This window comes from Sphaerisporangium melleum, assembly GCF_014646695.1.
Classification (GTDB): domain Bacteria; phylum Actinomycetota; class Actinomycetes; order Streptosporangiales; family Streptosporangiaceae; genus Sphaerisporangium; species Sphaerisporangium melleum.
Genome location: NZ_BMNT01000030.1, coordinates 1 through 26259, shown reverse-complemented (window position 1 = coordinate 26259; position 26259 = coordinate 1). Strand labels below are relative to the sequence as shown.

Below are 26259 nucleotides of genomic sequence, written 5' to 3'. Positions count from 1 at the left end.
GGCGCGGCGGTGCTCGGAGGAGGAGGGAGGGTGAGGAACGAGCCCGTACGACGACGAGGAGCGCCGCCTCAAAGGCGGCACGAGCCGCCGAGCGCAGCGAGGCAAAACAACACCGCTCGTGGCGCGGCGGTGCTCGGAGGAGGAGGGAGGGTGAGGAACGAGCCCGTACGACGACGAGGAGCGCCGCCTCAAAGGCGCCACGAGCCGCCGAGCGGAGCGAGGCAAAACAACACTGTCGGTCGCGACTGGCACGATCATGCGTCTGGGAAGCGCGACGCGAAGGGAACCCCCACCGATGAGCGATGCGACCGCGGCCGACTATGCCTGGTTCGACGAGGAGTTCGGCGAGAGCTTCGGTTCGCTGGGCTTCTGCCTGACCTTCGTCCGCGATCTCGACCCCGAAGAGGCGTTACGCCGTCTCGGCGTCACCCCGCGGCCGGTGACGGCGGCCGACCTGGCGACGCCGGAGACCATCACCGCCGGCCCGGCGATCGGCGGGTGCACGCTGCTGGAGGTCAACGGCTTCGCCGGCACACTGACCGAGGTCGTCCGGCGGTTGTCGGCGGGCACGGTGACGGCGGCGGTGTTCGTCAATGTCAACCGCGACCAGCAGTTCGTCTTCGCGGCCGACGGCCGCGCGGTCACCTGTTTCGAGCCCGACGGCTCCGACGAGCGCTGGGGCGACGATCCCGACCGCCTGCTGCCGCAGATGCTGGCCCTCGGCATGCCGACCAAGGAGGACGAGGCCGAGGCCGCCCTGGACGACGACGAGGGCGACGATCCGATCATCACGGCCCTGGCCCTGGCCGAGCGCGCCACCGGCGTCCGGGTGACCCGCGACCACCTGCACGCCCTCACCCTGGCCGGCTCGGTGTCCCACCTGTACTGATCCGCGGTCTCCAGCGGGTGGTCTCCGTCAGGGGGTGTCGGCCGACTGGACGAGGGCGATGTCGGCGAGGGCGGCCCCCAGGAGGTCGCGGAGCGCGTGACCGGAGGCCTCCAGCAGGTCGGCGACGAGCAGCGCGGCGTGCCGGGCGACCGCCTGCCCGTCGATCGGGAAGGCGTCCGGCTCGGGCTGGTGCACGCCGAGAGCGCCGGCCACCAGCATCACCAGGGTGTCGGCGTCCACCCCGGGGAACCACCCGGCCGCCGCCCGCGCGCAGCGCCCCACCAGCGCCCGCACGTCGTCGGCGGTGAGCCCGCCCGGGTAGAGGTCCTCCAGCAGCATCCGGGTCACGGTGCCGAGCACCAGGGCGACGTGCTCGGCGTCCTGTGCGGCGAGCAGCCCGGCGGCCCGTTCGAACTCGGGCAGGTCGCGGGCGCGGGCGGCGGCCACGGCGTCCTCGCTCGCCTCGGCGACGGCCCGCGCGGGCTTGGGCAGGTGGCGCCAGGACACGCTCATCGGCTCCTTCGGCAGTGCTCAGTCGGCTGCGGCCGCGCCGAGGCGGGCCCGCACCGATCCGGGCGGACGATCGGCCAGCCAATTATGCGCCGCGACGCCGCCATCTCGCCCGGGACGTCCGGCACCCCGGCTCGTACGGGCACCACCGCCCCCTCGATCCCGAAGCCTCCGGTAGCGGCGCGGGCGGGGCTGTGGGCGTTCTGGTTGCTAGTGTTCTCCGTGACCGCGCGCGGCCGTGGACGCCGGGCCGCCGGGAGCCGGTACGGGGAGGTTCACGAACATGACGTCGCGATCTACCCAGCCGTCACCGACCGGCCCGCCCCTCTCGCGGGGCACCCGCGTACGGGGCACGCGCCAGGCCGAGGCTCTGATGGCGGTGCTCGGCACGCTGCCGGGCTTCCAGAGCGCCCAGCAGATCCACGCCGAGTTGCGCCGCCGCGGCGAGCGGGTGGGGCTGACCACCGTCTACCGCCACCTGCAGGTGCTCAGCGAGGACGAGGCGGTCGACGCGATCCGCGACGAGAACGGCGAGACGCTCTACCGGCGCTGCGCCACCGGGAGCCACCACCACCACGTGACCTGCCGGGTGTGCGGGCGCAGCGTCGAGGTGGAGGGCCGGGACGTCGAGCGGTGGGCCGAGCGGGTCGCGGCGGAGGCCGGGTTCGTCGAGGTGGACCACACCGTGGAGATCTTCGGCGTCTGCCCCGGCTGCGCCGCCGCACGCCACTGACACGAGGGCGAGATGGCGCCGTCACCCGGCACACACGGCCTGAGCGTGCCTTGGAGGCGCGGCCGCACGCCCCTCATGTCATAGGGCCACCCTGCCGGCGTTGCATCCGGGGATGGGTCCTGGCCCGCGCGGGGAACGGCTTCGCCTGGCGGCGGGTCAGACCGCCACGGTGACGCGGTAGCGGTCCAGCCAGGCGGTGAACTGCAGCAGGCCCTCCAGGTTGGCGCGCAGGTCGTGACGGCTGACCGCGGACGCCGGCTCGTCGATCATGGCGCGCACCTTCGCCGCGTCGGCGACGGACGGCAGGCGGCCGCTGTCGAGCAGCCGGGCGGCCTCGTCCTTCAGCGCCTTCTCGTAGGCGGGATCCTGGGTGGACGGGTAAGGGCTCTTCTTGCGGGCCAGCACCGACTCGGGCAGGACGTCGGCCGCGGCGGCGCGCAGCAGGCTCTTCTCCCGCCCGTCGAAGGTCTTCATCGACCACGGCGTGTTGAACACGTACTCCACCAGGCGGTGGTCGCAGAAGGGCACCCGCACCTCCAGGCCGACGGCCATGCTCATGCGGTCCTTGCGGTCCAGCAGCATCTGCACGAACCGGGTGAGGTGCAGGTAGCAGACCTCCCGCATGCGCGCCTCCTTCGCGCTCTCCCCCGGCAGGCGGGGCACCTCGGCGAGGGCCTCGCCGTAGCGCCGGGCGGTGTAGCCCGGGACGTCCAGCTCGCGCAGCAGGTCCTGGTCGAGCACCTGGTCGAGCGCGGACAGGCGGGTGCCGGAGGCCAGCCACGGGAAGGTGCCGGCGTCCACGGTGGCGGGGTCGTGGAACCAGCGGTACCCGCCGAACACCTCGTCGGCCGACTCGCCGGACAGCGCGACGGTGGAGTGCGCCCGCACCGCGCGGAACAGCAGGTAGAGGGAGGTGTCCATGTCGCCGACGCCGGTCGGCAGGTCGCGGGCCCGCAGCACGGCCGCGCGGACGCCGGGGTCCATCAGGTCGGCGGAGTCCAGGACGATGTCGCTGTGCTCGACGCCGAGGTGCTCCAGGTGCCGCACCAGGTCGTGGACGAACGGCGCGTCCGGGGTGTCGCGCATGGCGTCCGGGCTGAAGTTCTCGGCGTAGCCGGTGAAGTCGACGGCGAACGAGCGGAGCCTGCCCTGGTCGTGGCGGCGCAGCGCCTGGCCGGCGAGCGCGGTGACGGCGCTGGAGTCCAGCCCGCCGGACAGCAGGGTGCACAGGGGCACGTCGGAGATGAGCTGGCGTTCGACGATGTCGTCCAGCAGCCCGCGGACGGTCCGTACCGTGGTGGGCAGGTCGTCGGGGTGCTCGTGGGACGGCAGCCGCCAGTAGCGCCGCTTGGTGAGGCCGTCGCGGCCGATCCGGACGATGCCACCGGGGCGCACCTCGTGCATGCCGCGGAAGACGCCGCATTCGGGGGTCTTGACGAAGACCAGCAGCTCGCGCATGCCTTCGGCGTCGACCACCCGCTCGACCGCGGGGTTGGCGAGGATCGCCTTGGGCTCCGAGCCGAACAGGACTCCGCCCGGCGTCGGGTAGTAGTAGAGCGGTTTGATGCCGAGCCGGTCGCGTACCAGGACGAGCTCCTCGCGGCGGGCGTCCCAGACGCCGAAGGCGAACATGCCGTTGAGGTGCTCGGCGAGGCCGTCGCCCCATTCCAGGTAGGCGCGCAGGACGACCTCGGTGTCGCTGCGGGTGCGGAACTCGTGGCCGCGGCCGGCCAGTTCGGCGCGCAGCTCGCGGAAGTTGTAGACCTCTCCGCTGTAGGTGAGGACCGCGAGGACCTTCCCGTCCTGTTCGGCGACCATGGGCTGGCGGCCGCCCTCCAGGTCGATGATCGACAGGCGGCGGTGCCCGACGGCGCCGTGCTCGGAGATCCACATCCCCGCGTCGTCGGGGCCCCGGCAGGCCATCGTCTCGGTCATGTCCTTGAGCGTGTCGCCGGACTCCCGCAGGTCACCCTCGAAGTCCACCCATCCACAGATTCCACACATCTCGCGGCCCCCACGTATCACCAGAGCAGAACCGGACGACACCGCCCGCCTGCCCCCGGCAGGGGAACGGCGCGTTCTCCCAGGTCAACGGACACTCACTGAGACATATGCCCCAATATGGGGGGTGTGCCGCGTCCCCCTCGGCGCTGACCCGGCCTCGCCATCGGCGTGGACGGCCGCGACGGCTCACGTGACCGTGCCGACCCTGATCGGCGGGACCGGCCGGGGATCAGGGGCGGGGAGCGGTGATGATCGCCGGGTGGCGCGGGTCGTCCACCCGGACGACCACGTCGGCGGTCTCGCGGGGAGCGACCTCCTCCTCGTAGCGGTCGTAGGCGGGCAGCGTCCACCGCGACTCCTCGGCGGTACGGCGGGCCAGCGCGGCCGGCGACAGCCACAGGTGCACGGTGATGTCGAACGGCAGCCACCGGCCGAGCAGCAGCCCGCCGTCCATGAGCAGCACCGCGCCCGGCGGCAGGGTGACGTACCCCGCGCGGGTCGCGCGGTCGGTGACCGGGTCCCACAGGGTGGGCAGCACCTTGCCCGTGCCACCGGGCTCCAGCGGGTTGAGCACCTCGCGGGTCAGGCCGCCGTAGTCCAGCCAGCCGTCGTAGAAGGCGTCGGGATCGGTGCGGCCGTACTCGTAGCGGAGCGAGGCCGGGCGCAGGAAGCCGGCGGCCGGGACCCGCAGCACCTCACGTCCGTGCAGGCGCAGTGGGCCCACCAGCGCGTCGGCCAGCTCCCCCGGCCGCGCCGCGGGGGCGCCGTCCAGCGCGACCCGCACCCACGATGATCTCGGCGCGCCGGCGATGCGGTCGGCGAGCTCTTCCACCAGGGCCGAGGGGGAGATCGGTCGTGCGTCCACTCCCCCATCCTCTCCGATGCGCGCGGGTGGCACGCCTCCAACGGCCGGCTCGCGGACAGATGCGCCGCGCCGGCCGGGACGGGGCCGCGGCAGCGCTCAGCGGGTGCGGGAATTAGTCCCGTTCGCGAAATTTTCATGGCGTTTCATTCAATTGCAGCGGACCGCGCAAATGATCAGGGCTCCCACCTGCGGCGGCATCCGCGAGCTTTGCGAACGTACAGCCCGGCGCCACCGGCCCTTTTCCGGGGCCGCCCCCGGCGACCTAGAGTTTTTTTCGCGGAAGCGCTCTCGCATGCTGGTCGGCAGTCGACGGCTGTTCGCCCCACGGCGACGACCGGTTACTTCACCAGGTCCTCGGTGACTCCTTGACGTGCATGGCGTCCGGACCCTGCTCGAGCATGCCGGACGCATTGCCGCGATGGACGTCCCGGCTGCACCGGGGACCTACGTCGTAACCCCTCGAAAGGTGTTCCATTGAGAAAGCGACGTAAGATCTCGATCGCCGGCGCCGCCGCCGCGATCGCGACGCTGCTGTTCGTCGCGCTGCTGCCCGGCCAGGCGTCGGCGCACGGCGCGATGATGATGCCCGGCAGCCGCACGTACCTGTGCTGGAAGGACGCCATCGGACCGAACGGCGCCCCCAACCCGCGCAACCCGGCCTGTGCCGCGGCGATCGCCCAGAGTGGCACCAACTCGATCTACAACTGGTTCGCCGTGCTGCGCTCGGACGGCGGAGGCCGCACATCGGGCTTCATCCCGGACGGCAAGCTGTGCAGTGGCGGCGCGGTCGTCTACGACTTCAGCGGCTACGACCTGGCCCGCACCGACTGGCCGGTGACCCACCTGACCGCCGGGCGGAACATCCAGTTCCGGTACAACAAGTGGGCCGCGCACCCCGGATCGTTCCGTACCTACATCACCAAGGACAGCTGGAGCCCGAACCGTCCGCTGGCCTGGAGCGACCTGGAGAGCACGCCGTTCTACACCGCCCAGGACCCGGCGAGCGTCGGCTCCGTCGGCACCGAGAGCGGCTACTACTACTGGAACGCCACCCTGCCGTCGAACAAGACCGGCCGCCACATCATCTACTCGGTGTGGCAGCGCTCCGACAGCCAGGAGACCTTCTACAACTGCTCTGACGTCGTCTTCGACGGCGGCAACGGCGAGGTGACCGGCGTCGGCGACGGCACCGGCGGCCCCAGCCCGACGCCGACGCCCACCCCGACGGTGACGCCGACGGCGACGCCGACCCCGGACACCTCTCCGACCCCGAACAACCCGGGTGGCTGCACGGCGACCTTCGCGACCCTCGGCAACTGGGGCAACGGCTACCAGGGCGAGGTGACCGTCCGCAACTCCGGCTCCAGCGCGATCAGCGGCTGGACGGTCCGCTGGACGCTGCCCAGCGGCACCACGGTCAACAGTCTGTGGAACGGCTCCTACACGGTGAGCGGTTCGCAGATCGCGGTGAAGAACGCGGCGCACAACGGCTCGCTGGGAAGCGGCGCCTCCACCACCTTCGGTTACGTGGCGCAGGGCAGCCCCGGCAGCCCGTCGCTGACCTGCTCCAGCCCGTGACCGTGCCGCCTCACTGAGGCGGATCGAGGGTAACGAGCGACTGCCCCGGGCGGCGTCGCGCTCCGGCCGATGGCCGGCGGCGCGGCGCCGCCCTTCGCGTGCGGCGGGTGAACACCCGGTGAAGGGACGGCTGACCGGCTGGCGCGGGCCGGAACGCTGATGTTCGCTTCCCTGCATGAACGCCTCCCCGGACCGCGCCCGTGGCTGGCCGGACGCCGACGTCGTCGGCGCGGCGGTCGGCACCCCGGTCACCGTGTACGACGCCGTCGCGCTGGACTCCCGCGGCGAGCTCGCGCACGAGGGCAACCGGGTGCCGGACATCGTCGCGCTCGACGCCCGCCGGCTGGTGATCGGCTGGCGGGCGGGGGTGGGCGACGACCGCGACCCCTCCCCGACCGACCAGGGCACGATCATGTACGCGACCTCGGCCGACGGGGGCGCCACCTGGACGACCGGCACGCTGGCCGCGGCCACCCGCACGCACCGCTACCACTATGTGATCTTCCTGAACGACGGTGGCACGCTGCTGGCGTTCCTCGGCCGGATCAACGTCGCGGCCAACCGCAACAGCGCGGGCGAGGTGGCGGCCTTCCCGGTCGCCATGATCGCCAAGCGCAGCACCGACGCCGGCCGCACCTGGACCGACTTCCCGATCAAGGTGGGGGTGCCGGCCAACTCCCGCGGCGTGGTCCTGGCCGGCAGACCGCTCAAGCACGGGGACGTCTGGCTGCTTCCCTACTGGCAGGCGGCCGGGGGCACCACCCGGGCGGGCGTGCTGCGCTCCGCCGACCTGGTCACCTGGGCGCCCGGCGCGCTCGCCGCCAACCCGCCCGGCGTGTCGGTCGAGGAGCCGCAGCTCGTGGTTTCGCAGGACGACCCGGGCACCCTGCTCATGGTGACCCGCACCCTGAACCTCACCACGGGGACCTCGGCCGCGGCCAGGGACGCCTTCTACCGGGCCAACCCCTCCTACGCGGCCACCGCGACCAGCACCGACGGCGGCCTGACCTGGTCGCGGATGACCCTGGACCCGGCCCTGCCGAACTACTACGTCAAGGGGTTGTTCACCAAGGACTCCACGGGCCGCTACCTCACCGTCTACAACACGCTGGCCGGCCCGTTCACCGGCTCGTCCGCCGGCAAGCCCGACCAGTACCGCGAGGTGCTGTACTACAAGGTCAAGCGGCCGGGCGCCCCGTGGGGGCCGGGCCGGTTGTTCGCCGACGGCACCCGGCTGACCGAGGGCGCGGCCCGCGGCTGGGACGTGTACGCGAGCGCCGACGAGTACGCTCCGGGCCGGTTCTTCGTGGTGTGGGAGCACAACCAGAAGGCGATCAAGGTAGCCGAACTGGACCTCTCCCGGTCGTTCACCGGAGTCGGCGGCGACTGGGGCGACCTGTCGGGCTGGACGGTGACCGCGGGCGCCCGCACCGCCGAGCCGGACGGCACCGGGCGGCTGCGCCTGGCCGACGCCTCCTCCGGCGGCACCGCCTTCCGCGGGGTCACCCAGCCGTACGGCCCGCCGGCCGGGTTCGTCGCGACCCTCACGGCGCGGGTGGTCTCCCACTCCCTGATCGACCCGCGTACCGGCGTGGGCGCGGGCCTCGCGCTGAAGGTCGCCACCGGGTCGGTCCGGCTCATGCTGGCCCTCCAGCCGGACGGGCTCTACTCCTTCGTCCGCGACGTCGCCGGGTGGAGCCGGGTGCACGCCGAGCCCATCGACACGGCCGCCGCCCACACCTGGCAGGTGGCGGTGGACGCGCGCGGCGCGGCCGTGCTGTCGGTGGACGGCAGGGAGACCGGCGCCCGGTGGACGGTCGCCGCCTCCCGGGAGACGCCGCAGGTGGCGCTGTGGGTCTCGGGCACCGCCGCCGCCCCGGCGCAGGCACTGGTGGACCGGCTCGAGGTGGTCGACGACATCGCCGGGACGAGCTGGGACGCCTTCGGCGACTGGACGCTGAACGGGGCGGGCGGCCGGGCGGAGGTCACCGGCGGCGCCCTGCTGCTGCGCAGCGCCTCCCGCCGGGCCTCCAGCGCGTCCCTGGGCCTGGACGTCCGGCAGGGGTGCGACTTCACCCTGGAGTTCCGCGGGCAGGTGACCGACGACAGCGCGCTGGACCCGCGGACCGGCGAAGGGGTCAGCCTGGGCGCCAAGGTCGCCAACGGCCAGCGCCGGCTGATGCTCACCGTGCAGAAGAGCGGCGTCTGGACGATCCGCAAGGGCGCGACGGAGTGGGAGAAGATCTATTCGTCGCCGACCGCCGCGGGCCCGGCGACCTGGAAGGTGACCGTGGACAGCGCCGGGGTGGCGCGGCTGCGGCGCGACGGCGCGGACACCGGGGCCACCTGGGTGGTGCAGGACAGCCGGGAGAGCCCGCAGGTGACGCACTGGGTGAACGGCACGGCGGGCGGCAACGCCGCCGCGGCCCGGGTCGAATGGACCCGCCTCACCGCCACCCCGCCCGCCTGAGCCGGCTGGGCCCGCCGCGGGGTGCGGCGGGCCCAGGGGCCTTGCGGTCAGTAGCGCCGGTAAGCGCGGGGGTCGGCGTCCAGCGGGCGCGACAGGCGGATGGTGATGAACTCGTTGTCGTCCGGCTTGCCGGCGGTGCGGCCGCTGGAGAACGGGAAGTTGTTGTCGTTCAGCACGCCGAGCGTCGAGTCGTCCAGGATCACCACGTCCTCGATCGTCTGGAACGGGAAGGTGAACGTGGTGCCGAAGCCGCCGATGCGGCGCGGGTCGGCCAGGTCGAGCAGGTCGGCCACCAGGGTCTTGTCCACGGCGCCGTCCTTGTCGCGGTCGCGCAGGTCGGCCAGGTAGAGCCGCTTGACCTTCGCGGTGTCGCCCTGCCCGCCGTCGCGCTCGATGATGAGCAGCCGGTCGCGGTCCACGGCGATCATGTCGCCGATGGCGTGGTCCGGCGACTCCAGGCGGTAGGCCCAGCGGCGGCCGGTGTAGGAGCGGGTGCGCAGGTCGAACTCGTTGATCCGCAGGGTGCCGGCCGGGTCACCGGCGACGGTGCCCTCCAGCAGCGGGTACAGGTAACGGCCGTCGACCGAGGCGGCCATGCCCTCGAAGCCCTTGCTGCTGCCGATGTTCGGCGTGCCGCCGTTCAGGAAGGGGTTCTCCGGGGCCTTGACGCCGGGCAGCGCGATGGGCTTCTCCAGCAGGGTGCCGGTGGCGGAGAAGTGCAGCAGCCACGGGCCGAACTCGTCGCCGATCCAGTAGGTGCCGTCGGGCCGGCGGACGATCGACTCCACGTCGAAGTCGGAGCCGGTGAGCCTGCGGTCGGCGCGGGTCAGCGGCCAGGAGACGCGGCCGTCGGGGTCGCTCAGGTCGATCCCGCCGATGGCCTGGACGGTGCCGGTGCGGAAGTCGGGCTTGATGCGCTGGATGCGCAGCAGGAAGTCGGCGCTGTTGGCCTTGTTGCCGTAGCCGTTGTCGGACAGGACCTCGAAGCTGCCGTCGCGGCGGCGGACGACGCCGCTGAAGCCCTGGACCGGCTGGCCGGAGAAGGGCGGGGTGATGCCGTTGACCGGGGACGTGCCGAGAGCGGCGCCCGACGGCTCACTGCCCGGCACGAAGGTCTGCGCGGGGAGGGAGGCGAAGCCGGTGAGCGTGGCGCGGCCGAACCCGCCGTGCCCGCCGTGCCCCTGGGCGGCGGGGCCGCCGTCGTGGCCGTCGGCGAGGGCGGGAGCGGACAGGCTCAGCGCCAGTGCGAGGGCGCCCAACCCGATCATGGTTTTTCTCATGGCCGTCACGTTAGGGATGCCCGATGAAGCACGGCACAACACGACATGACTCGCCGGTGCCCGTCCCGTGATCGGTGCCGCCGCGGCCGCGAACCCCCGGCGGGGCGGGGCCCAGCGGCGCCGATCTCCCATCCGCATAGCATGACCAGCACTTTTGCCAAACTCCCCATGTACGAGACACGAGACCTCGACTACCATCGGTAATCACGTGCATGCTACAGGTAGCGGGGCGGTGCTTTGACGGAGCGACGATCGGCGGTGCGGGCGGCCCTCCGGCTGCTGTTCGCCACGGCGGCCCTCTTCGTGCTCGTCCTCACCCTCCGGTCCCACGACGGCCCGTCCGGCGTCACCGCCGCTCCGGCCGCCGAGACGCTCGCCGAAGCCGCACCGGGCCCGGCGCCGGCCGACTCCTCCGATCACGACGGCTGTCCCAAGCCGTGGGAGGACCCCTGCGCGTCCGGCTGGGCCAAGCCCCACCTCCCGCCGTCCCGGCACGGCGGGCATCCGTCGCAGCGCACGAAACCCGCCACCGAGGCGGCGTTTCGGGCGGCGGCTCCCGCCGCGGGAGTCTCCGCCCTGCGACGGACGCGGCCGGCCAGGCCGCGGCTGCCCGTCTTCCGCTGCTGATCGGCCTCGGTCTCCCGCTCCCGCACGCGGGTACCGGGCGCGCCCCGCGCGTCCGGCCGATGCTCCCTGCCCGTCATCAGCACCAAGGAGTCCACTCCCATGCAATCGTTGATCGACCATGCCCGGACGTTCCACCAGAAGGTCGGCGGCCGAGAACAGGCGGCCACCCCGCAGGACGCGGTGGCGCCGCAGGCGATGTTCGTCACCTGCTCGGACGCGCACGTCATCCCCTCCCTGATCACCGGCGCCCGCCCCGGCGAGCTGGTCGAGCTGCGCACGGCGGGCAACGTCATCCCGCCCTACCGCCTCGGCCGGCTCACCGCCGAGGCCGCCACGATCGAGTACGCCGTGAACATCCTCGGCGTGCAGGACGTCATCATCTGCGGGCACACCCGCTGCGGCGCCGTACAGGGCCGGGTGCGCTCCTCGACGCTGCGCTCGGCGCCCACCACCCGGTGGTGGCTGCTGCAGACCCATCGGTGGCGCGAGGCCCCCGCGCTGACCGACGAGGAGGCCGCCCGCGCCCACCTGGTCGCCCAGCTCGACAAGCTGCGCCGCTACCCGCGGATGGCCCGCCGCCTGGCGAGCGGCCGCCTGCGGCTGCACGGCTGGTTCTACGAGGTCGAGACCGGCGTCGTGTCCCACTACCGTCCCGAGACCGGCGGGTTCACCCCCCTGTGACATCCGCCGGGCTCTTCGGCCGGTCCCGTCCGCGGGACCGGCCGGGGGGTCGACAGCGGGCCCGGCCGTTTCCTACACTTCGACATATGAATGATCGTTCAAATGTCGCCGTGATGGACCCGCATGGCTGCTCGGTGCCGATGGTCGACGCCGAACGAGTCGCCGCCGTACGGGAGACCCTGCCCTCGGACGACACCGTGCAGGATCTCGCCCAGGTGTTCGGGCTGCTCGCCGACCCGGGCCGGCTGCGGATGATGGCCGCCCTGCTGGAGGGCGGCGAGATGTGCGTGTGCGACCTGGCCGCGGCCACCGGCCAGAGCATGTCCGGCGCCTCCCACGCGCTGCGGCTGCTGCGCATGCGCCGGGTGGTGAAGGTGCGCCGGTCGGGCCGCATGGCCTACTACCAGCTCGCCGACTCGCACGTGCGCATGCTGTTAGACCTGGCGATCACTCATGCCCGGCACACCGAGCCCACCGGGCTCGCCGACCCGGCAGAGCTTCCGAAGACGGCCGAGCCCGCGAAGCCCGCGGAGCCCGGCGAGGAGGAGGGCGGCGATGGCTGAGCACACCACCCGGGAACGCGGGCACGACCGCGAGGTCGGGCACGGGCATGGCCACGGGCACGGCGGCGGGGTGGGGGCCGAGACCGACCGGCGGATGCTGACCGGAGCGCTCGCGCTGATCGTGGGCTTCATGGCCGTCGAGGTCGTCATCGGCGTCATCGCGCGGTCGCTGGCGCTGATCTCCGACGCCGGCCACATGCTGACCGACGCCATCGCCATCGTCTTCGCGCTGGTCGCCATGCGCATCGCCCAGCGCCCGCCCCAGGGCGGCTTCACCTACGGGCTCAAGCGCGCCGAGATCATCTCCGCCCAGATCAACGGCATCACGCTGTTGCTGCTGAGCTTGTACTTCATCATCGAGGGCGTACGGCGGCTGGTCACCCCGCCCGAGGTCGAGGGCGCCTACGTGGTCGCCACCGGCCTCGCCGGCATCGCGGTCAACCTCGCCGCGACCTGGCTGCTCAGCCGGGCCAACCGGACGAGCCTGAACGTCGAGGGCGCCTTCCAGCACATCCTCAACGACCTGTACGCGTTCATCGCCACCACCGTGGCGGGCCTGGTGGTCTGGCTGACCGGCTGGGGCCGCGCCGACGCGCTCGCCGCGCTCGTGGTGGCCGCCCTGATGCTCAAGGCCGGCTGGGGGCTGGTGCGCGACTCAGGCCGGGTCTTCATGGAGGCCGCGCCGGCCGGCATGAACCCCGCGGAGATCGGCAGGAGGACCGCCGCCCTGGAGCACGTCGTCGAGGTACACGACCTGCACATCTGGGAGGTGACCTCCGGGTACGCCGCGCTGTCGGCGCATATCCTGGTGGAGCCCGGCGCCGACTGCCACGCGGTGCGGCTCGCCGCCGAACGGCTGGTGCGCGAGGACTACCACATCGGGCACACCACGCTGCAGGTGGACCACGCGACCCCCGAGCTGCTCACCATCGGCCGCGTGGAGGCGCACTGCGCCGACCCCCACGGCCCCGTCCACCGCGGCGCCCCACCCACCCCCTGACCGTCTCCGTCCCGGCCGCCCGACGCGGCGGCCGACGGGCCCCATGCCGTCTCCCGGCGCGTCATGCCGCTGATCTCGGCGCGTACGCGCCGCGCTCGAGGAATCTTCGCGAGTCCCGCCGCCACCTGCGCCGCGAGCCGACCGTACCCAGGCCACGAGCGTCTCCGGCGTCAGGTCGCCGGCGACCTACCGGCAGGCGGGCTGGAAACGGCCGCCGTGCTCCATCTGGGACACCGCCCAGGCGGCGTTGATCAGCCCGATGTGGCTGAACGCCTGCGGGAAGTTGCCGAGCAGCTCGCCGGTGCGCGGGCAGACCTCCTCCGCCATCAGCCCGACGTCGTTCATGAACGCCCCGGCCCGCTCGAAGACCTCCCGCGCCTCGGCCGTCCGCCCGGCCAGCGCCAGCGCCTGCGACAGCCAGAACGTGCACAGCAGGAACGCCCCCTCCTGCCCCGGCAGCCCGTCGTCGGCCAGGTAGCGGTAGACCAGGCCGCGCTCGTCCACCAGCCGCGCGGCGATGGCGTCGATGGTGGCGAGCATCCGCGGATCGTCGGCGGGCAGCAGCCCCATGACCGGCATCACCAGCACCGAGGCGTCCAGATCGGCCGAGCCGAACGCCTGGGTGAAGGCGCCCGCCTCCTCGCTCCAGCCCTCGCGCAGGATCGTGTCGCGCATCTCGTCCGCCGCCGCCCGCCACCCCTCGACCCGCCGCTCGGCGCCGAGGCGCCAGGCCAGCGTGACGGCGCGGTCCACCGCCACCCAGCACATCACCTTGGAGTGCAGGTAGTGCCGTCGCTCGCCGCGGATCTCCCAGATGCCGTGGTCCGGCTCGCGCCACTGGGCGACGGCGGCATCGGCGAGCGCGGTCAGGAACGCGCGGACCGGCGGGTCGAACTCCCCGAGCTGGCTGGACACGCAGTGCACGGCGTCCATCAGCTCCCCGTACACGTCCACCTGCGGCTGGTGCCAGGCGTCGTTGCCGACCCGCACCGGGCGGCTGCCGCGCCATCCGCTCAGGTGCGACAGCTCCCGTTCACTGAGGTCGTGCTCGCAGCCGATGCCGAACACGATCTGCAGCGCGCGCTCGGGTTCGTACGTCGCGGCGGCGGTGGTCATGCAGTGCAGGAACTGGTCGGCCTCGTCGGGGCAGGCCGCCACCCACAGCGCGTTCATCGTGTAGCTGGCGTCCCGCACCCAGGAGTACCGGTAGTCCCAGTTGCGCTCGCCGCCGACGGTCTCGGGCAGCGAGGTGGTCGGCGCCGCCACGATCGCCCCGGTCGGCTGGTACGACAGCGCGTACAGCACCCGCCCGGAGTGGCCGACGAGGTCGCGGTACGGGCCGGTGTAGGCCTGGTGGTCACGCGACCAGGCCTGCCAGCGGGCGATCGTGGTGTCGATGCCCGCGGCGACGCGCTCCTCGTCCCACAGCTCCGGCGCCGGCGCGCCCGCGGGGCTCCAGTGCATGGCGAACCGCAGGTCGGCGCCCGCGCCGACCTGCGCCCTGGCCACGGCCTCCTCGGCGCGCACCTCCAGCGGGACCGGCGAGGACAGGGCGAGCTGGTCGGGGCCGCCGCGGGCGCGCAGCCCGCCCGGCACGGCGGCCAGCAGCGGGACCACCAGCCCGTACTCCGGCCGGGGCGCGTAGCGGACCTCGATCTCCACCGAGCCCGCGTTGCAGACCGCGCGGCGGGCCAGCACGTGCGGGGCGTCCGCGCCGAGCCGGTGGACGTCCGGCTCCTCGCCCACCAGCAGCGCGTCGGTGAGCACCAGCGTGCCGGCCGGGGTCTGGAAGGTCGTCTCCAGCACCATGGTCTGCGGCAGGTACCGCCGCGAGACCCGGCACGGCCCGGCCGGGCGGATCGACCACGAGCCGGCGTTCTCCCCGAGGATCCGCGCGAACACCGACGGGCTGTCGAACCGCGGCAGGCACAGCCAGTCGACCGAGCCCTCCCTGCCGACCAGCGCGGCCGAGTGCCGGTCGGACAGCAGCGCATACCCCGCGATGGGTGTCCTGGTCATGCCCGCACACCGCCCTCTCCCCCGACGCCGGGCAGCGTCATCCCCTGCTGTGCCCCATACCCCGATCGGGCCCGCCCCGAGCGCCGCCCTGCGGCCCGGACTCCGTGCCGGCCTCGATATCGCCCTCCACCTTGAGATACACCTCCTGCAGGTCGCGCAGGACATCGGGGTCCGGGCTGCCCCACATCCCCCGGCCGGCCGCCTCCAGCAGGCGCTCGGCCATGCCGTGCAGCGCCCAGGGGTTGGACTCGGACAGAAAGCGCCGGTTCCCCTCGTCCAGCACGTACGTCGCGGCCAGCGTGTCGTACATCCAGTCGGCCACCACGCCGGTCGTGGCGTCGTACCCGAACAGGTAGTCCACCGTGGCCGCCAGCTCGAACGCGCCCTTGTAGCCGTGGCGGCGCATCGCCGCGACCCAGCGCGGGTTCACCACCCGGGCGCGGAAGATCCGCGCGGTCTCCTCGGCCAGGCTGCGGGTGCGCACGGCGTCCGGCCGGGTGCCGTCGCCGATGTAGGCGGCGGGCGCGCGGCCGGTGAGCGCCCGGACGGTCGCGATCATGCCGCCGTGGTACTGGAAATAGTCGTCGGAGTCGGCGATGTCGTGCTCGCGGGTGTCGATGTTCTTGGCCGCGACGGCGATCCGCCGGTAGGCGGCCTCCATGTCGCCGCGGGCCGGCCTGCCGTCCATGTCCCGGCCGTACGCGTAGCCGCCCCACACCGCGTACACCTCGGCCAGGTCGGCGTCGTCGCGCCAGTTGCGGCTGTCGATCAGCGGCAGCAGCCCCGCGCCGTACGCGCCGGGACGCGAGCCGAAGATCCGGGTGGTGGCCCGCCGCTCGTCCCCGTGGACGGCCAGGTCGGCCTGGGCGTGCGCCCGGACGTAGTTGACCTCCTCCGGCTCGGCGCCGAGCCCGGCGACCAGGCGTACGGCGTCGTCCAGCATCGCCACGGCGTGCGGGAAGGCGTCGCGGAAGAAGCCGCTGATCCGGACGGTGACATCCACCCGGGGCCGGCCCAGCTCGGCGGGCGGGATCGGCGCCAGGCCGGTGACCCGGCGGGACGCCTCGTCCCACACCGGGCGCACGCCGAGCAGCGCGAGCACCTCGGCCACGTCGTCCCCGGCGGTGCGCATCGCGCTGGTCCCCCACACCGACAGGCCGACCGAGCGCGGCCACTCGCCGGTGTCGGCGCGGTAGCGGGCGAGCAGCGAGTCGGCCATCGCCTGGCCGGTCTCCCAGGCCAGGCGGCTCGGCACCGCCCTGGGGTCCACGGAGTAGAAGTTGCGGCCGGTCGGGAGCACGTTCACCAGCCCGCGCAGCGGCGACCCGCTCGGCCCGGCCGGGACGTACCCGCCCTCCAGCGCGTGCAGCACGGCGTCGATCTCACCCTCGGTCCCGGCCAGCCGCGGCACGATCTCGGTCGCCGCGAACCGCAGAATCGCCGCCACCTGCGCCGGATCGACGGCCCGCGACGGCGAGCCCGCACGGGCCTCGGCGACGGAGGCCCGGTACCCCGGAGCATCCGACGCGCCGGCCACCGGCGCTCCCCGCACCGGCTCGGCTCGCGGGAACTCGCCACGAACCGGGTCGGCGTCCACCGGCTCAGTGGGGGTCGGCTTCGCGGGGGCCGTCAGGGCGGTGGCGCAGACCTGCTCGGTGGCCCGGGGGTCCCAGTCGCGGGCCTCCATGCCCGCGACCAGCGCCTCGGCCAGCGCCTCCACCTCGTCGGTCCCCGCGAGACCCGCGGTGCCGTCCTCGGTGAGGCCGAGCGCCTCGCGCAGGCCGGGCAGGGCGGTGTCGCCCGCCCAGATCTGCCGGGCCCGCAGCATGGCCAGCACCAGGGCGACCCGGGCCGGGCCCACCGGGGCCTCGCCGAGGACGTGCAGGCCGTCGCGGATCTGCACGTCCTTGACCTCGCACAGCCAGCCGTCCACGTGCAGCAGGAAGTCGTCGAACTCGGCGTCGTGCGGCCGGTCGGCGATGCCGAGGTCGTGGTCGAGCCGGGCCGCCCTGATCAGCGTCCAGATCTGGGCGCGGATCGCGGGCAGCTTGGCCGGGTCCATGGCGGCGATCGAGGCGTGCTCGTCCAGGAGCTGCTCCAGGCGGGCCATGTCGCCGTAGGTGTCGGCCCGCGCCATGGGCGGCACCAGATGCCCGACCAGGGTGGCGTGCGCGCGGCGCTTGGCCTGCGTGCCCTCCCCCGGGTCGTTGATCAGGAACGGGTAGATCAGCGGCAGGTCGCCGAGCGCGGCGTCCGGCCCGCAGGACGCCGACAGGCCGGTCGACTTGCCGGGCAGCCACTCCAGGTTGCCGTGCTTGCCGACGTGGACGACGGCGTGCGCGCCGAACCCGTCGGAAAGCCAGCGGTAGGCCGCCAGGTAGTGGTGGCTCGGCGGCAGGTCGGGGTCGTGGTAGATCGCGATCGGGTTCTCGCCGAAGCCGCGCGGCGGCTGCACCATCACCACGACGTTCCCGGCGCGCAGCGCGGCCAGCACGATCTCGCCGTCCATGTCGCGGGAACGGTCGACGAACAGCTCGCCGGGCGGCGGCCCCCAATGCCGTTCGACCTGGTCGCGGAGGTCGGCCGGGAGGGTCAGGTACCAGGCGCGGTAGCGGGCGGCCGAGATCCGTACCGGGTTGCCGGTGAGCTGTTCCTCGGTGAGCCAGTCCTGGTCCTGGCCGCCCGCGGCGATCAGGGCGTGGATCAGCGCGTCGCCGTCCAGGCCGGTCACGCCGGGGATCTCGCCCTCCGCGCCGATGTCGTACCCGGCGTCCCGCATGGCGGCGAGCAGGCGGACCACGCTCGCGGGCGTGTCCAGGCCGACGGCGTTGCCGACCCGGGCGTGCTTGGTGGGGTAGGCCGACAGCATCACCACCACGCGCCGCGCGGCGGGCGGGACGTGCCGGAGGGCCGCGTGCCGTACGGCGATGCCGGCGACGCGCGCGGCCCGCTCCGGATCGGCCACGTAGACCGGCAGGCCGTCGGCGTCGATCTCCTTGAACGAGAAGGGCACGGTGATGAGGCGGCCGTCGAACTCCGGGATCGCGACCTGGGAGGCGGCGTCCAGCGGCGACAGTCCGTCGTCGCCGGCCTCCCACGCGTCCCTGCTCCCGGTCAGGCAGAGCCCCTGCAGGATCGGTACGTCGAGGCGGGCCAGTGCGCCGACGTCCCATGCCTCGTCGTCCCCGCCCGCCGAGGCGGTGGCGGGCCGGGTGCCGCCGGCGGCCAGCACGGTGACGACCAGCGCGTCCACCTGGCCGAGGGCGTCGAGCAGGCCGGGTTCGGCGGTACGGAGCGAGGCGCAGTAGACCGGGAGCGGGCGGCCGCCGGCGTCCTCGATCGCGTCGCACAGCGCGTGGACGAAGCCGGTGTTGCCGGCGACGTGGTGCGCCCGGTAGTACAACACCCCCACCACCGGCCGCCCGTCCCCGCCCGCCGGGGAGCCGCCCTCGGCCGGGGCACCGTCCGACGGCGCATCGTTTCCGGAAGAGGCCCCACCCGGTACATCCGCCCGGGTAGGGACACCCGTCGCGGGCCCGGCGCCTCCGTTCCCGGGCGAGGCGCCGTCCAACGGCACCGCATCCTGTGACCAGGCGCCACCCGCTGTGGGTCCATCCGCCGAGGTAGCGGCGGCGCTCGCCGCGGGCCCGATGTCTCCATCCTCGGGCGATGCGCCGGAGCCGCCTCCTGGGCCGTCCGAGGCGCGCCGGCGATCCGTTCCTGGGACAGGCGACTCCACGTGGGCATGCCTTTCGCCCCGGTTCCGCCCGGCGGGGCGGTCGAGGAGGCCCCAGCTCGGGGTGGGCGCGGGCGGGGCGAAGCCGTGGCCGGTGAGCAGGACGGTGTCGGACAGGAAGCGGTGCAGCTCCGCCAGGTTGTCCGGGCCGCCGTGGGCGAGGTAGGCGTGCGCCTGCGCGCACACCCCCTTCGGCACGGTGGACAGCTCCATCAGCTCGGCGTCGGGAGCCTGCTCACCGCCCAGCACCACCACCGGGACGGGCGCGGCGACCAGCGCGTCCAGGCCCTCCTCCCAGACGCGCCTGCCGCCGAGCAGCCGGACGACGGCGAGCCCGGCGCCGTCCAGCAGCTCGGGAAGGTCGTCCGGGCCGAGCCGGGCCGGGTTGCCCAGCCGGTACGGCAGGCCGCTCGCGCGGGCGCTGAGCAGGTCGGTGTCGGAGGTGGACAGCAGGAGAACAGGGAGATCGCGCATGGCGCATCCTCACTCGGGGTCCGCGCCCCGGGTCGTCGGTCCGGAAACGGCCTGGAGTCTCCTGGCTCCCGGATCGACGCATCACCCCGGCCTTCCCGCCCGTTGCCGGGCCGTGGCCGTCGGTGGGGTTCGCTCCCCGGTGACAGTGGCGGGACCGCGCCGGATTCACACCGGCTTCCTCCACATGCCGTCGCCGTCCATCAGATCACGTCGTCCGACTTATTGCGAGATGTCGTTATTGCGATCAGCCGGGTTACCATCCTCGACGTGGCCGCCGACTTCTCCGGACCCCCCGTCCCCGACAACGTCACCGACCGGCATCCCGCCCCCGACACCGCCGGCCATCCCGCCCAGCCACCCCCCGCCGGCTCCTCCCCCATCCGGCATCCTGCCCCCGACCCCACCGGCCTTCCAGCCCAGGCACGCCTCTCCGGCTCTTCCCCCGTCCGGCGTTCCGGACCCGACGCCACCGGCCTTTCCGCCCAGGCACCCCTGGCCGGCTCCTCCCGCCGGACATCCGCGCGCGAGACCACCCGCCTTCCCGCCCGTCCCCATGCCCCTGCCCGGTCACAGCCGGACGCCTGCCCCGGGGCCCTGCAGACCCACGCGGCGGCCGACGGCGCGGTCGCCCGCGTCCGGACGCCGGGCGGCCTGCTCACCGCCGACCGGCTGCGCGTCCTCGCGGACGCCGCCACGAGGTGGGGTTCGGGCGTGATCGAGCTGACCTCACGGGCGAACGTGCAGGTGCGCGGGCTCGGCGAGGCGAGCGAGCGCACGTTCGCGGACCGGATGGCCGCCGCCGGGCTGCTGCCCTCGGCCACCCACGAGCGGGTGCGCAACATCCTCGCCGGCCCGCTGTCCGGCCTCGACGGGCGCGGCGTCGCCGACGTCGTCCCTCTCGTCCGCGCGCTGGACGCCGCCCTGCTGGCCCGCCCCGCCCTCGCGGAGCTGCCGGGCCGCTTCCTGTTCGCCCTCGACGACGGCCGCCGCGACCTGCTCCCCCTCCGCGCCGACCTCACCCTCCTCCCGGCCCCGCCCTCCCCCGCGCTTCCGCAGTACGACCGGCCGGCCGCCTCGGACCTGGAGAACAGCCGTCCCACTGCGGAGGAACCAGGTGGCGGCGGCATGTCCGCCGTGCGGCCGGAGACCGGCCACACGACCGCCGGGGACACCGGGCACGCCGGGAACACATGGAAGGCCGAGAACGAACTCGCGGCGACTCGGCACGCCCCGACCGGGAACGAACTCGGTCCGGGCGGATGCGTCCGGGACTCCGAGCACGGGCCGGGGACGGCCGAATGCGTGCTGCTGCTCGCCAGGGAGGACACCGGGCTGCGGCTCCGCCTGACGGACGCCGTACCCGTGATGATCGCCGCCGCCGAGGCGTTCCTGGCCGAGCGGACCGCCCAGGGCAGCGGCGCATGGCGCATCGCCGAGCTCATCGACGGCCCCGCCAGGATCACCGCCCGCCTCACCACCGGCACAGCCGGCGTCACCACGCTGCTCACGACCGGCGCGCCGGGCGGACCCACCGGCCCCGACACGCCGCCGGTGGCCGCCACCGGCCCGGGCCTCGGAACGGAACGGAGGGCCGAGGGCACGGACACGTGGCCCGGACGCCTGCCCGGGATCGTCGCCATGGCTGATGAGCGGGTCGCGCTGGTCGTCCTGGCCCCGCTGGGCAGGCTGGACACCGCCCAGGCGCACGCGGTGGCCGACGCGGCGGACGCCGGAAACGGAGAGGTCCGGCTGACCCCGTGGCGCACCCTCATCATCCCCGGCATCGCGCGCACCGGGGCGGCTGCATGGACATCCCGCCTGATGTCCGCCGGGCTGGTGACCGATCCGGCGTCCCCGTGGACCGGCGTCACCGCCTGCACCGGCCGACCCGGCTGCGCCAAATCGCTCGCCGACGTCCGGTCCGACGCGATCCTGGCCACCTTGCACCCACGCCCCGCCGCCGGACCGGCCCAACCACCCGCCTTCCCCCGCGTACCACCGCCCGCCGTGTCCGCACCGCCCACCGTCCCGCAGGCAACACACGCAGGCGGGGAGGCCACCGGGAGTGCAGATGCCACTGGAGCCGCACAAGGACGGCTCGCCACCGGGCACCGGCCATTCCCGGTGCACTGGGCGGGATGCGAGCGCCGCTGCGGACGGCCCGCCGGATCCGCCGTACTGGTGACCGCCACCGGCGACGGCTACCGCGTCGAGTCCGCAACCACGTCCGAGCACCACACCACCCTGCCGGCCACGGCGACCGCGATCGTCCGGGCCCGCACCGGGGATCACCAGTAGCGCCCTGACCGGGCCCGCCGCGGACTGCGGCTCACCGAAGGCGGGTGGTTGCCGATGACGCGTGGCCGTGAAGGTGTGAACCAGAGCCGGATGCCGGTTGGTTCGAGAGCCAGAGGTTGATCAACGGGCGCACAGTGTTGATGACTTCGAGAGCCATCCGGGAACAGCTGGAAGCGCCGGCGTGTCACAGCCGGTGACCAGCCGGAAGTCTGGTGCCGTCAGAAGACATGAATTCCGCGATGCGTGGCGTCATCTGAAACGAGTTCAAAGAAACCGGACGTCCCCGCCCGTGCTGCTGCGGCCGGACGGACACGTGGCCTGGGCCGGCGACGACCAGCAGGAGCTGCTCGACCACCTCCCCCGCTGGTTCGGCACCCCCGTCCTCGGTTGAAAGGCGAGCACGAGGAGGAGACGACCCCGGTGGTGCCGGGCCGCCCGGGATGCCCCGTCCGCAGATGAAGCGGACAGGAATACGGCCGGCCGCCTGCCCGGGTCGTATCTGCGCCTTGCATCCTGGCACAGGACGTGACCTTCACGGCCAGGGATCAGGCCGTCCATCAGGCAACTTATCAAACATATGATCGAAAACATCTGGAATCACGGCCTCCGCCGTGCTTATGATCTTGCCGTCCGCCGGCCGTCACGATCGGCCGGCCCTCGCTGACGGGGCGAAGAAGCCCCTCGGACGGAACGGGAGATCCATCTTGAGGCGTGCGCTGACCGCGTTCGGCATCGGCTTGAGTTTGTTGGGTTCCACGATCGTCGCCCAGCCGGCACAGGCCGCGAGCGTACTGATCGTCCCGCTGGCGGCCACGGTGCCGCAGGCGCAGCAGGTCGCGATGTTCTGGCTCGCCGACGGAGCCGCCAACCTGAAGAACGCCACCCCGTACGCCGTCGAGACCGCGACCGGCGGGCAGCGCCTGGCCACGGACATCGTTCCAGACGGCCGCCCGGGTTCTGTCGCGCCCGTGCAGGGGCCGGCCTCGCCGGAGTGGCAGATGCCCACGACCTCCGGCAAGGTGTTCTTCATCGGCAGCGACCTCCGGCCGCACTGGTGCACCGGCACCGCCATGCAGTCGAAGTACCGGAACCTCGTCGCGACGGCGGGTCACTGCCTGCTGGACGTCGAGGCTCCGATGGGCCCGCTCGCCAAGTGGGTCTTCGTCCCCGGTTACTCCGAGGGCTCAACCCCGTTCGGCCTGTACGTCGGGAAGCAGGCCAGTACGAACTATGACTTCGACGACATTCGGGACCACGACCGCGACTACGCCTTCGTCGACGTGTACGGCGGTGTCGTCTCCCCTTCCGGGGACGTGCTGACCAACGTCGGAAGGCTGGTGGACAACGTGGGCGGCCAGGGGCTCAGGTACAACCAGCCTCTCGCACCCACGGTCGACGTCTTCGGCTATCCCGCCGGCCCCAACCCCGACGGCACCCGGCCCTACACGGGCGAGATCCTCGAACGGTCGACCGGATCGACGTTCGCCATGACGGTCACGGGCCCTCCCATGGATCGGCCCATCGGCACGGACTCCCCGTTCACTGGTGAAGGCTCTCTCGGGTCCTCGTGGCTGACCAACTACACGGGCGACAGCGGTGTCGGGTATCTCAACGGCATCACGATCAGCGTTTCCGACACCGATGGCGACGATCTGTACGACACCAACGTCTCGCCGTACTTCGATGGTGAGTTGTACACGGTCTACCTGGACGCCGCCAACCGCTGGACCGGCTCCATCGCCTGAATCCCCGTCCCGGCCGCGCCGCCTCAGCGACGCTCAGGCGGCGCGGCCGACAAGGGTGCCGGCTCTGTCGATGACGATGACGTCGACCTCGACCGGGGCGCCGCGCAGGACGTCCAGAGCGGTGGCGCGGGCGCGGGCCGCGATCAGGTCGCCGAGGGGGACGCCCGCCGCCTGGCACAACGTGAGGGCGTGCAGGGCGCTGTTGGCGGTGCGGACGCGGGCCGCCAGCTCCTCGCCGCCGGACGCCGTCACCATGGCGGCCAGCGACTCGGTGTTCACCTGGGAGCGGCCGGAGTGCAGGTCGAGGTGGCCGTCGGCGAGTTTGGACAGCTTGCCGACACCGCCGGCCACGGTCAGCCGGGGCACGGGGTGGCGGCGCAGGTACTTCAGGACGGCGCCGGCGAAGTCTCCCATGTCGAGCAGCGCGTCCTCCGGCAGGCCGTACAGCTCGGTGGCGACCCGCTCGGAGGTGCTGCCGGTGCAAGCGGCGACGTGGCGGTGCCCGGCGGCGCGGGCGACGTCCACGCCGCGGCGGATGCTGTCGATCCAGGCCGAGCACGAGTAGGGGACGACGACCCCGGTGGTGCCGAGGATGGACAGGCCGCCCAGGATGCCGAGCCGGGGGTTCCAGGTGCGGCGCGCGAGTTCCTCGCCGCCGTCCACCGAGATCTCCAGGACGACGTCGCCGCTGCCGCCGTACGCGGCGGCGACCTCCGCGAGGTGGTCGCGCATCATCTGCCGGGGCACCGGGTTGATGGCCGGCTCGCCGACCGGGAGCGGCAGCCCCGGCTTGGTGACCGTTCCGACGCCCGGCCCGGCGCGGAAAGTAACACCGGTGCCCGGCAGGCCGTGCCGTACGGTCGCGCGGATCAGCGCGCCGTGCGTGATGTCCGGGTCGTCCCCAGCGTCCTTCACGACCCCGGCCCGTGCCCAGGGCCCACCTGGGGGGTCCTCCCCGAGCGCCTCGACGGCCAGCGCGAACGCCGGGCGCCGCCCGCGGGGCAAGGCGATCTCCACCGGGTCGGGGAAGGCTCCGGTGAGCAGCGCGGTGTAGGCGGCGGTGGCCGCCGCCGTCGCGCACGCGCCGGTCGTCCACCCGTACCGCAGCCCAGTGCTCATGGCACCAAGGATGCCCGCCCGCTGATCGGGATCGTCGCCGAGGCCCCGTCCAGACGACAAGGGCCTACATCGGCCTAGGTTTCCTGATGCCGTACGAAGGGCGGGGGGAACACCCACTTCCCGCCACTTTCAACGTATAGCGCACAGGGGGGCTTGCGGCAAGACCCCGGTCGTGCCGCAGAATCTCCCGCCGGGGCCGGAACCTGCGCGAAGACAGGGACTCGCGAAGCACGTGTGCGCTCGCGCACGTCCGCCGCCGCGGGAGGGCGGAGGCGGCCGGCCGGAAGGCGAACTCAGGGGGATGGGCGGTTCATGTACGACGTGATCATTGCCGGCGGCGGGCCGACCGGCTTGATGCTGGCCGGCGAGTTGCGGCTGCGTGGCGTGCGCACGCTCGTGCTGGAGCGGGAGGCGGAGCCGACCAGGCAGGTCCGCGCGCTCGGCCTGCACGCGCGCAGCATCGAGGTGATGGACCAGCGGGGGCTGCTCGAGCGGTTCCTCGCGCACGGGCGGCGGCACGAGGTCGGCGGCTTCTTCGCCGGCATCACCAAGTCCTCGCCCACGGGGCTGGACAGCGCGCACGCCTACGTCCTTGGTATCCCGCAGACCCTCACCGAGCGCCTGCTGGCCGAGCGGGCGCCGAGCTCGGCGCCGAGATACGGCGCGGCTGCGAACTGGCCGGCCTGAGCCAGGACGACCAGGGGGTGACCGCCGAGCTGGCGAATGGCACGCGACTGCGCTCGCGTTACCTGGTCGGCTGCGACGGCGGGCGCAGCACGGTACGCAAGCTCCTCGGCATCGGCTTTCCCGGCGAGCCGGCGAAGGTCGAGACACTGCTGGGCGAGATGGAGGTGAGCGAGGATCCGGCGACGGTCGCCGCCGTCGTCGCGCGGGTCCGCACGACCCAGCTGCGGTTCGGGCTCGGGCCTCTCGGAGACGGGGTGTACCGCGTCGTCGTGCCCGCCGAGGGGGTGGCCGAGGACCGTACGGTCCCGCCGACCCTGGAGGAGTTCAGGCGGCAGCTTCAGGTGGTCGCCGGCACCGACTTCGGCGTGCACTCGCCGCGCTGGTTGTCCCGTTTCGGCGACGCGACCCGGCTGGCCGAGCGCTACCGGGACGGCCGGGTGCTGCTGGCCGGCGACGCGGCGCACATCCACCCGCCGACCGGCGGTCAGGGACTCAACCTCGGGATCCAGGACGCGTTCAACCTCGGCTGGAAGCTGGCCGCCGAGGTGGCCGGATGGGCGCCGGAGGGGCTGCTGGACGGCTATCACACCGAACGGCACCCGGTGGCGGCCGCCGTGCTGGACAACACCCGCGCCCAGATGGAACTGCTGTCCACCGAACCCGGGCCGCAGGCGGTGCGCCGGCTGCTGTCGGAACTGATGGACTTCGAGGAGGTGAACCGGTACCTGATCGAGAAGGTCACGGCGATCTCGGTCCGCTACGACTTCGGCGAGGGCCACGAGCTGCTCGGCCGGCGCCTGCGGGACGTGGGGCTGAAGCAGGGACGCCTGTACGAGCGGATGCACGACGGACGCGGGCTGCTGCTCGACCGGACCGGCCGGCTCTCGGTCACGGGGTGGGCCGATCGGGTCGGCCACGTCGTCGACGCCGGCGAGGAACCGGACGTCCCCGCCGTGCTGCTGCGGCCGGACGGCCACGTGG

At 73.4% G+C, this 26259-nt stretch carries 18 protein-coding genes, 1 pseudogene and 1 riboswitch; of the genes and pseudogenes, 12 read left to right on the top strand and 7 right to left on the bottom strand.

Going from position 1 to position 26259, the window contains the following annotated elements:
- Nucleotides 1–295: 295 nt before the first annotated feature.
- Nucleotides 296–889, top strand: a complete 594-nt coding sequence (locus IEY93_RS25010; protein WP_189165559.1) for a DUF6461 domain-containing protein — start codon at nucleotides 296–298, stop codon at nucleotides 887–889.
- A 27-nt stretch (nucleotides 890–916) separates the two neighbouring features.
- On the opposite strand, the gene IEY93_RS25005 is transcribed toward IEY93_RS25010, so the two are convergent.
- Nucleotides 917–1402, bottom strand: coding sequence for a hypothetical protein (locus IEY93_RS25005; protein WP_189165558.1), 486 nt, complete (start codon nucleotides 1400–1402; stop codon nucleotides 917–919).
- 280 nt (nucleotides 1403–1682) lie between these two features.
- Here IEY93_RS25005 and IEY93_RS25000 point away from each other — a divergent pair, with 280 nt between their 5' ends.
- Nucleotides 1683–2132, top strand: coding sequence for a Fur family transcriptional regulator (locus tag IEY93_RS25000; protein WP_189165557.1), 450 nt, complete (start codon nucleotides 1683–1685; stop codon nucleotides 2130–2132).
- 156 nt (nucleotides 2133–2288) lie between these two features.
- Here IEY93_RS25000 and asnB read toward each other — a convergent pair whose 3' ends face one another.
- Complete coding sequence (gene asnB / locus IEY93_RS24995) at nucleotides 2289–4136, bottom strand: asparagine synthase (glutamine-hydrolyzing) (RefSeq protein WP_189165556.1); 1848 nt, start codon at nucleotides 4134–4136, stop codon at nucleotides 2289–2291.
- 229 nt (nucleotides 4137–4365) lie between these two features.
- Nucleotides 4366–5001, bottom strand: coding sequence for a nucleoside/nucleotide kinase family protein (locus IEY93_RS24990; RefSeq protein ID WP_189165555.1), 636 nt, complete (start codon nucleotides 4999–5001; stop codon nucleotides 4366–4368).
- A 474-nt stretch (nucleotides 5002–5475) separates the two neighbouring features.
- On the opposite strand from IEY93_RS24990, the gene IEY93_RS24985 reads away from it, so the two are divergent.
- Both IEY93_RS24985 and IEY93_RS24980 read left to right on the top strand, forming a co-directional pair.
- Nucleotides 5476–6579 carry a lytic polysaccharide monooxygenase gene (locus IEY93_RS24985; RefSeq protein WP_203968138.1) on the top strand — a complete coding sequence of 368 codons (1104 nt, stop codon included), beginning with the start codon at nucleotides 5476–5478 and terminating at the stop codon, nucleotides 6577–6579.
- Between the two features lie 175 nt (nucleotides 6580–6754).
- On the top strand, nucleotides 6755–9049 hold the full coding sequence (locus tag IEY93_RS24980; RefSeq protein WP_189165554.1) for a sialidase family protein: 2295 nt from the start codon (nucleotides 6755–6757) through the stop codon (nucleotides 9047–9049).
- A 47-nt stretch (nucleotides 9050–9096) separates the two neighbouring features.
- Here IEY93_RS24980 and IEY93_RS24975 read toward each other — a convergent pair whose 3' ends face one another.
- Nucleotides 9097–10329 carry an esterase-like activity of phytase family protein gene (locus IEY93_RS24975; RefSeq protein ID WP_189165553.1) on the bottom strand — a complete coding sequence of 411 codons (1233 nt, stop codon included), beginning with the start codon at nucleotides 10327–10329 and terminating at the stop codon, nucleotides 9097–9099.
- A 237-nt stretch (nucleotides 10330–10566) separates the two neighbouring features.
- On the opposite strand from IEY93_RS24975, the gene IEY93_RS24970 reads away from it, so the two are divergent.
- The 4 genes from IEY93_RS24970 to IEY93_RS24955 all read left to right on the top strand — a co-directional run bounded on the left by IEY93_RS24970 (nucleotide 10567) and on the right by IEY93_RS24955 (nucleotide 13200).
- On the top strand, nucleotides 10567–10956 hold the full coding sequence (locus IEY93_RS24970; protein ID WP_189165552.1) for a hypothetical protein: 390 nt from the start codon (nucleotides 10567–10569) through the stop codon (nucleotides 10954–10956).
- A gap of 99 nt (nucleotides 10957–11055) precedes the next feature.
- On the top strand, nucleotides 11056–11637 hold the full coding sequence (locus tag IEY93_RS24965; protein ID WP_189165551.1) for a carbonic anhydrase: 582 nt from the start codon (nucleotides 11056–11058) through the stop codon (nucleotides 11635–11637).
- Between the two features lie 86 nt (nucleotides 11638–11723).
- Nucleotides 11724–12200: an ArsR/SmtB family transcription factor gene (locus IEY93_RS24960; RefSeq protein ID WP_229691445.1), complete on the top strand. Its 477-nt coding sequence runs from the start codon at nucleotides 11724–11726 to the stop codon at nucleotides 12198–12200.
- Nucleotides 12193–13200: a cation diffusion facilitator family transporter gene (locus IEY93_RS24955; protein ID WP_189165550.1), complete on the top strand. Its 1008-nt coding sequence runs from the start codon at nucleotides 12193–12195 to the stop codon at nucleotides 13198–13200. The genes IEY93_RS24960 and IEY93_RS24955 overlap by 8 nt, the downstream gene beginning before the upstream one ends.
- A gap of 186 nt (nucleotides 13201–13386) precedes the next feature.
- Here IEY93_RS24955 and IEY93_RS24950 read toward each other — a convergent pair whose 3' ends face one another.
- Together IEY93_RS24950 and cobN are read right to left on the bottom strand one after the other, a co-directional pair.
- Nucleotides 13387–15219 carry a glycoside hydrolase family 15 protein gene (locus tag IEY93_RS24950; RefSeq protein ID WP_189165549.1) on the bottom strand — a complete coding sequence of 611 codons (1833 nt, stop codon included), beginning with the start codon at nucleotides 15217–15219 and terminating at the stop codon, nucleotides 13387–13389.
- Nucleotides 15220–15256: 37 nt separating this feature from the next.
- A complete protein-coding gene (cobN, locus tag IEY93_RS24945) occupies nucleotides 15257–19168 on the bottom strand; it encodes a cobaltochelatase subunit CobN (RefSeq protein ID WP_372444443.1) in 3912 nt (1303 codons plus the stop codon).
- A gap of 316 nt (nucleotides 19169–19484) precedes the next feature.
- A riboswitch (cobalamin riboswitch) is annotated at nucleotides 19485–19609 on the bottom strand.
- Between the two features lie 87 nt (nucleotides 19610–19696).
- On the opposite strand from cobN, the gene IEY93_RS24940 reads away from it, so the two are divergent.
- From IEY93_RS24940 to IEY93_RS24935, 3 genes are all read left to right on the top strand, one after another.
- Nucleotides 19697–21727 (top strand): ferredoxin-like domain-containing protein, encoded by a 2031-nt coding sequence (locus IEY93_RS24940; protein ID WP_189165547.1) that lies wholly within the window; start codon nucleotides 19697–19699, stop codon nucleotides 21725–21727.
- A 181-nt stretch (nucleotides 21728–21908) separates the two neighbouring features.
- A complete protein-coding gene (locus IEY93_RS39810; RefSeq protein WP_373291502.1) occupies nucleotides 21909–22118 on the top strand; it encodes an aromatic-ring hydroxylase C-terminal domain-containing protein in 210 nt (69 codons plus the stop codon).
- A 313-nt stretch (nucleotides 22119–22431) separates the two neighbouring features.
- Nucleotides 22432–23472 (top strand): trypsin-like serine peptidase, encoded by a 1041-nt coding sequence (locus tag IEY93_RS24935; protein ID WP_189165546.1) that lies wholly within the window; start codon nucleotides 22432–22434, stop codon nucleotides 23470–23472.
- 33 nt (nucleotides 23473–23505) lie between these two features.
- Here IEY93_RS24935 and IEY93_RS24930 read toward each other — a convergent pair whose 3' ends face one another.
- Nucleotides 23506–24591, bottom strand: coding sequence for a cobalt-precorrin-5B (C(1))-methyltransferase (locus IEY93_RS24930; protein WP_189165545.1), 1086 nt, complete (start codon nucleotides 24589–24591; stop codon nucleotides 23506–23508).
- Between the two features lie 312 nt (nucleotides 24592–24903).
- Here IEY93_RS24930 and rox point away from each other — a divergent pair.
- A pseudogene (gene rox, locus IEY93_RS24925) lies at nucleotides 24904–26259 on the top strand (rifampin monooxygenase); the annotation flags it as partial.